The organism is Acinetobacter sp. AS5 (assembly GCF_048957595.1).
In the GTDB taxonomy this organism is placed as follows: Bacteria; Pseudomonadota; Gammaproteobacteria; order Pseudomonadales; family Moraxellaceae; genus Acinetobacter.
On the sequence record NZ_JARDAL010000092.1, the window covers coordinates 1 to 5,825 of the forward strand.

At 40.4% G+C, this 5,825-nt stretch carries 5 protein-coding genes and 1 pseudogene; 4 read left to right on the forward strand and 2 right to left on the reverse strand.

What is annotated here, in order from left to right:
* Window positions 1-114: 114 nt before the first annotated feature.
* Window positions 115-342, forward strand: a pseudogene (locus tag PV763_RS16905) (ISNCY family transposase); the annotation flags it as partial.
* 76 nt (window positions 343-418) lie between these two features.
* On the opposite strand, the gene PV763_RS16910 reads toward PV763_RS16905, so the two are convergent.
* Both PV763_RS16910 and PV763_RS16915 read right to left on the reverse strand, forming a co-directional pair.
* Window positions 419-733, reverse strand: coding sequence for a BrnA antitoxin family protein (locus PV763_RS16910; protein WP_130114513.1), 315 nt, complete (start codon window positions 731-733; stop codon window positions 419-421).
* A complete protein-coding gene (locus PV763_RS16915; protein WP_130114512.1) occupies window positions 720-1,007 on the reverse strand; it encodes a BrnT family toxin in 288 nt (95 codons plus the stop codon). Before PV763_RS16915 ends, PV763_RS16910 begins: the two co-directional genes overlap by 14 nt.
* A gap of 725 nt (window positions 1,008-1,732) precedes the next feature.
* On the opposite strand from PV763_RS16915, the gene PV763_RS16920 reads away from it, so the two are divergent.
* From PV763_RS16920 to PV763_RS16930, 3 genes are all read left to right on the forward strand, one after another.
* Window positions 1,733-2,857, forward strand: a complete 1,125-nt coding sequence (locus tag PV763_RS16920; RefSeq protein WP_126034948.1) for an ABC transporter ATP-binding protein — start codon at window positions 1,733-1,735, stop codon at window positions 2,855-2,857.
* A gap of 21 nt (window positions 2,858-2,878) precedes the next feature.
* Window positions 2,879-3,895, forward strand: a complete 1,017-nt coding sequence (locus PV763_RS16925) for an extracellular solute-binding protein (protein WP_130114511.1) — start codon at window positions 2,879-2,881, stop codon at window positions 3,893-3,895.
* A gap of 81 nt (window positions 3,896-3,976) precedes the next feature.
* Window positions 3,977-5,605 carry an ABC transporter permease gene (locus tag PV763_RS16930; protein WP_039890603.1) on the forward strand — a complete coding sequence of 543 codons (1,629 nt, stop codon included), beginning with the start codon at window positions 3,977-3,979 and terminating at the stop codon, window positions 5,603-5,605.
* The last annotated feature ends 220 nt before the right edge of the window (window positions 5,606-5,825 follow it).

Below are 5,825 nucleotides of genomic sequence, written 5' to 3' on the forward strand. Positions count from 1 at the left end.
TCATTTTATTATGGTCAGCCTCAGGGTGAAGTGTGTCTAATCAACAGGGTTTTCGGTCTCTAAGTACTTTTTAAAGGAAACATCATCGACTCAAATCTCTATTTGCAACAGTGCCAGATCAACTATAGTGTCTTCAATAAACTGGCTGGACTACAGCAGAATCAAGTGGTTGAGAATAAAAGATTAGGCTCGGTTCTGGCGCATATCCAACAACAGCATGAAGAACTGGAACAGCAAAACAAACGTAATCGTTCTCAAAAGATGCCAAGCAGACGTGCACAGAAAACAGCAATTCAAGAACGAAATCTAAATCCTGTGCTTGACTTGGAAATGTCCATATAGGACATTTCTATTTGGTTATTAGGTAGGACATTTCTACTTAGGAATAACACAAAAATGGGAGCTTAAGCTCCCATTTTTACTGATGATTTTTTAATTCTTTTAGCATGGCATCTCGTAAGATTTCATTCATGCGTGTCTGATAACCTTTACCTTGTGCTTTGAACCATGCAAGTACGTCAGCATCTAAACGAATAGATGTTTGTTGCTTCACTGGACGATAGAATTGATTGTGGCGTACAGCATTACTCCAGTCGGTAATTTCAGGCATATCTGATAGATCTAGATGATCGTCAGGAACCGTGCCTTTAGCAAGCAAGCGTTCAATTTCAGCATCTTGCTTGTCGCTGAATTTTTCATTCAGTTCTTTGCGTGAGTGTCTAACCATGCTCATATTTATCTCGCTCTGCTTTAGTTACCTGTCTTGCACTAATAATTCTTATGATTTCACAGTCATCTTCATCAAAGATGGTATGAGCTACTAAGAGCATTAGTACGCCTTTCACTTTTCCAATGGTCTGCCAACGTTCTTCACCATCGGTATGTCTGTCCTGAATTGAGATCCTCAGTGGATCTTCAAAAACAAGGCTTGCAGTTTCGAAAGAGACATCGTGCTTTTTCTGATTCTTTCGATTCTTTGCCTCATCCCATTCGAAATACTGTTTCATAAAAAACATTCAAATTTGTATATACAATACTGTATCACAAAATTGTATCACTCAAGTTGAGAAGCGTAATTTTTAGTCGAAATTATTGGCAAGAACTATTAAAACCGCTCATAAAAAAGCCGACTTGTTTCAAAATCGGCTTTTTGGGCATTTTTGGCTTTTTAAGGTTTTATTAAGTGTCTGATATTTATATTAATATACAAGTGTATTGCGTATAACCACCATTATGTTAAATTGATGATAATGTGTTCAATTAGGAGAGCTTTTTCAGATTTTCTACCTATAGTCGACTTAGACATTACCCATCCACGAATCATTCCAGCAACAATACAAATTGCTAAAAATAAAGGGAATGAGCCAAAACCTTGAGGTTTATGTTGAAGGAATCTAATGATATGAAAATAAGAGCAAAACTACTTCCCTATCCAAGACCACCATAGAAGAAGATCCATTTAAATTTTTTGTTTAACACTGATTCATGTGTCATTTTTGGATTTTCTTTTGATATAAAAATAAACACCTAGTTCTAAAAATATAAAATAGGAAAAGTTTCGTAAGAGAGTTGTTAGAAAGCTAGACTCTCCAAAAATAATATCTCACTTCTTTCGTTTATATACCCATACTCAATTTTAATATTTTATGTTGTATCAAACTGATAAAAATTCTCTACATGAGAAAGATTATTAGTTATTATTTAGTGAAGAAAATAGCACTGCGAGTTGAACATGAATGTCTATGCAGAACATTCAAACAATGTATTAACTATTAATAAATTAAGCAAAAAATTCGGCTCACATTTTGCTGTTAATCAAGCCACATGGTCTGCAACGAGTGGGCAAATCATTTGCTTACTCGGACATTCAGGTTGTGGTAAAACCACCATGCTACGTTTGATTGCAGGTTTAGAAGAACCGAGTAGTGGCTCAATTCAGCTTGAACAAAACATTCTTTGGAATGAAGAACAGCACATCCCTGCAGAAGCACGGAATATTGGTCTGGTTTTTCAAGACTATGCGTTGTTTCCGCACCTGAATGTGCTGGAAAATGTGATGTTTGGGTTAAAAAAGTTCTCAAAACAGCAGCGACAAGAAATTGCAGAACAAGCCTTAAAACATGTTTCCATGCATCATCACATGCATAGTTATCCATACACCTTATCGGGTGGAGAACAACAGCGCGTTGCTCTGGCGCGTGCTTTGGCTCCTAAACCCCATGTGTTACTCATGGATGAACCTTTTTCTAATCTGGACCATCGGCTACGTGATCAAATCCGCCAAAGTACGATTGACCTTTTAAAAAAGACAGCAACCACTACTGTTATCGTAACGCATGATCCGGAAGAGGCTTTGCAAATTTCTGATCAAATTATATTGATGCATCAAGGGAAAATTATTCAGATCGGCACACCTAAGCAACTTTATTTGCAGCCCTCAACCCTGTTCGCGGCACGCTATTTTTCTGCTTTGAATGAAATACCGGCCAAGCGGTTAGATCATCAAATCAAAACAATTTTTGGTCACATCGCACTACCTGAAAACTTAGCATATGCTGAAAAATCGATTTCCTGTTGTTTCCGTCCGCATCAGGTACAGGTTTGTAGAGAACCAGTCGAAGGCGCTGCCGCAGCAAAAGTCATTTCATCCAGTTTTATGGGTCACGCTTACCAGTTACATCTGCAACTTGCTGCTGAGTCGACCATTTTATTGGCTCAAGTTGACCATCTCCAGCATTTTTTTGAAACTGAACAAGTCTATGTATCCGTAGACTTAACAGCATGTTTCTTCTTTGCATCCGATGACGACTCTAACATAGCCATCACATCTCAGCTTGAACAAGCAGTTCAGGTTTAAACTCTGTTAAGGAAATAAGAAATGAAATCACTATCGAAAGTTCACCTTCTTTTAACTGGTCTAGTTGCCTTTAGCTGTAACTGGGTAAATGCAGCTGAAGTCAACCTTTATACCACACGAGAACCAGTTCTAATTCAACCTCTTTTAAAAGAGTTCAGCCAAAAAACTGGGGTGAAAGTCAATACTGTTTTTATTAAAGATGGGTTGCTTGAACGCGTTAAAGCTGAAGGCCGACGTTCGCCTGCAGATGTGATGCTCACTGTCGACTTTGGGAATTTGGTGGATTTAGTCGAAAGTGGTTTGACGCAACGTGTAGACTCAAAAGTATTGAACAGCTCAATTCCGGGTAATTTACGTGCTGCAAATGGGCACTGGTATGCATTGTCAATGCGTGCACGTGCAGTTTATGTTTCTAAAGAGCGCACTCCCATCACTGCTATTTCTTATGAAGATTTGGCTAGTCCAAAATGGAAAGATAAGATCTGTATCCGTTCCGGCAGCCATCCTTATAACACAGGTTTAATCGCAGCCTATATTGCCCATCATGGTGAGAAAGAAGCTGAAAAATGGTTACGTGGTGTAAAAGCGAATTTAGCACGTCCTGCGAGTGGTGGTGATCGTGATGTAGCACGGGATATTCTCGGCAAGATTTGCGACATTGGGGTAGCAAATACCTATTATGTTGGCACCATGCGCACAGGTGATGCAGAGCAACGACGTTGGGGCAATTCCATTAATGTGGTTTTACCGCGATTTGAAAATGGTGGTACACACGTCAATGTTTCAGGTGCCGTCGTATCTAAATATGCGCCCAATCGTAAAGAAGCAGTACAATTGCTCGAGTTTTTAGTCTCTGACCATGCTCAGGCGATCTATGCGAAAAGCGATTTTGAATATCCAGTGAAACCTGGGGTTAAAATTGACCCGATTATTGCAAGCTTTGGCAAACTCAAGGTGGATTCAATTCGCTTAAGTGAAATTGCCCGATACCGCAAAACAGCCAATCTTTTGGTTGATAAGGTACAGTTTAATCACTAAATCTCGCTCGACTTACAGGGAGGATTTACTCTCTCTGTAAGATCAGGTTTGTTTCCACCTCTCATCATACCTAGATCTTCAATGCCAAAAAAGAAATTTGAATTTAGTTCGTTATTTTCGCTAAGTGGACTATTGACGCTTCTCGCCTGTTTACCCGTCCTTGCTTTAGTTTGGACAGCACTGCAAGGCAATAGTGATATTTGGGAACATCTGATTCGCTATGTTATCCCACCTACATTGGTAGAAACATCTTTACTTCTACTTGGTGTTGGTCTACTGACCATTCTTATTGGCACAGGAAGTGCCTGGATCGTCACGGCTTATCAATTTCATGGTCGAGCTTTTCTCGACTGGGCACTACTGTTACCTCTTGCAGTACCCACCTATATCATTGCCTATAGCTATATCGATATTCTGCATCCCATTGGTCCCGCCCAAAGCCTGCTGCGAGACGGGTTGGGGTTAGACATGCAACAGCTATGGTTCCCTAATATCCGCTCGGTGTGGGGAGGAATCTTTTTATTAAGTTTCGTCCTTTATCCCTATGTCTATTTAAGCACCCGCGCAATGTTTTTAATGCAGTCAGCAAGTCTGATTGAAGTCGCACGCAGCTTGGGACTGAAACCCGATCAGGTCTTTTTGAGAGTCGCGATGCCACTCGCTCGACCGGCAATTGCAGTGGGCACCAGTCTGGTTTTAATGGAAACCATTAATGACATCGGTGCAACAGAGTTTCTTGGCATTAAAACACTAACGTTATCCATTTATTCAACATGGATCAACCAGTCTGATCTGGCAAGTGCCGCACAGATTGCCATTTTTATGCTCATGATCATTACCTTTTTAGTGATCATAGAAAGGTTGGGACGACACAAACAGCGTTACATGAACTCGGCTCAACGCAGCCGGCTGATGTCTCCTCAACCCATTAAAGGAACCAGAGCGCTAATATTATTCGGGCTTGGACTTATCCCTGTTTGTATTGGGTTCCTCATCCCGTTCAGCCATTTATTGGTGGAGTCTTATAAACGTATTCAATACGCTGGTTTTTCTGAATATTTATTACAAGCTTCGATGAATACCCTTACCTTAGCCAGTATCGCCACATTCATTACCATCCTTATAGGTTTCTTGATTGTCAGCGCTGCACGATTTAGCCGAAATACCTGGTTTAGTCGTATTGCAAGTTTAGGCTATGCCATTCCGGGTACTGTGCTCGCAATCGGCCTTATGCTGTCGTTGGGTGCTCTCGATCATGCGGTGGCAGATTTTCTTGAATTCAAGCTCGGCATTTCTACAGGGTTACTATTTTTGGGTACTAGTTTCACTTTGATCTATGCCTATGCTGTTCGTTTTCTGGCCATTTCGATTGGTGGAATAGAGTCTGGATATAACCGGATCCATGGGGTTATTGATGATGCTGCACGCAATTTAGGACAGAACAGACGGGGTATTTTATGGCGAGTTCATTTCCCACTTTTACGCCCTGCGATCATCTCGGCTGCATTATTGATCTTCGTAGACTGCATGAAAGAATTGCCTGCCACTCTGTTACTAAGACCACTAAATATGGAAACGCTTGCTACACAGCTATATGCGGAAGCCTCAAGAGGCACCTATGAAGATGGTGCAATAGCAGCTTTACTCATTGTATTGGTTGGCTTAATCCCAGTTATTTTACTTGCTCGAATGGGTAAAACTGGCCGATAAAATAGCTGTTATAGCGAAAGAAATACACAAAGCAATGTAAAAAAGCTGATTAAACAGCTATTTTTCATATGTCATAAATATATTCCATCGCTTATCCTTTTGACGGTTATTGAGAAGATATATTTTTTAAGGGGAGTTTAACGGGCACTGTTGCAAATAACCACGAATGGTAAGCTGAAGACTGTTTTAGCTAAAGGTGCAGCATATGAATCCTTTCCAT

Coding starts and splice junctions, on each gene's coding strand:
- PV763_RS16910 (WP_130114513.1), bottom strand. CDS start 733: ATGAGCATGGTTAGACACTCACGCAAAGAACTGAATGAAAAATTCAGC.
- PV763_RS16915 (WP_130114512.1), bottom strand. CDS start 1,007: ATGAAACAGTATTTCGAATGGGATGAGGCAAAGAATCGAAAGAATCAG.
- PV763_RS16920 (WP_126034948.1), top strand. CDS start 1,733: ATGAATGTCTATGCAGAACATTCAAACAATGTATTAACTATTAATAAA.
- PV763_RS16925 (WP_130114511.1), top strand. CDS start 2,879: ATGAAATCACTATCGAAAGTTCACCTTCTTTTAACTGGTCTAGTTGCC.
- PV763_RS16930 (WP_039890603.1), top strand. CDS start 3,977: ATGCCAAAAAAGAAATTTGAATTTAGTTCGTTATTTTCGCTAAGTGGA.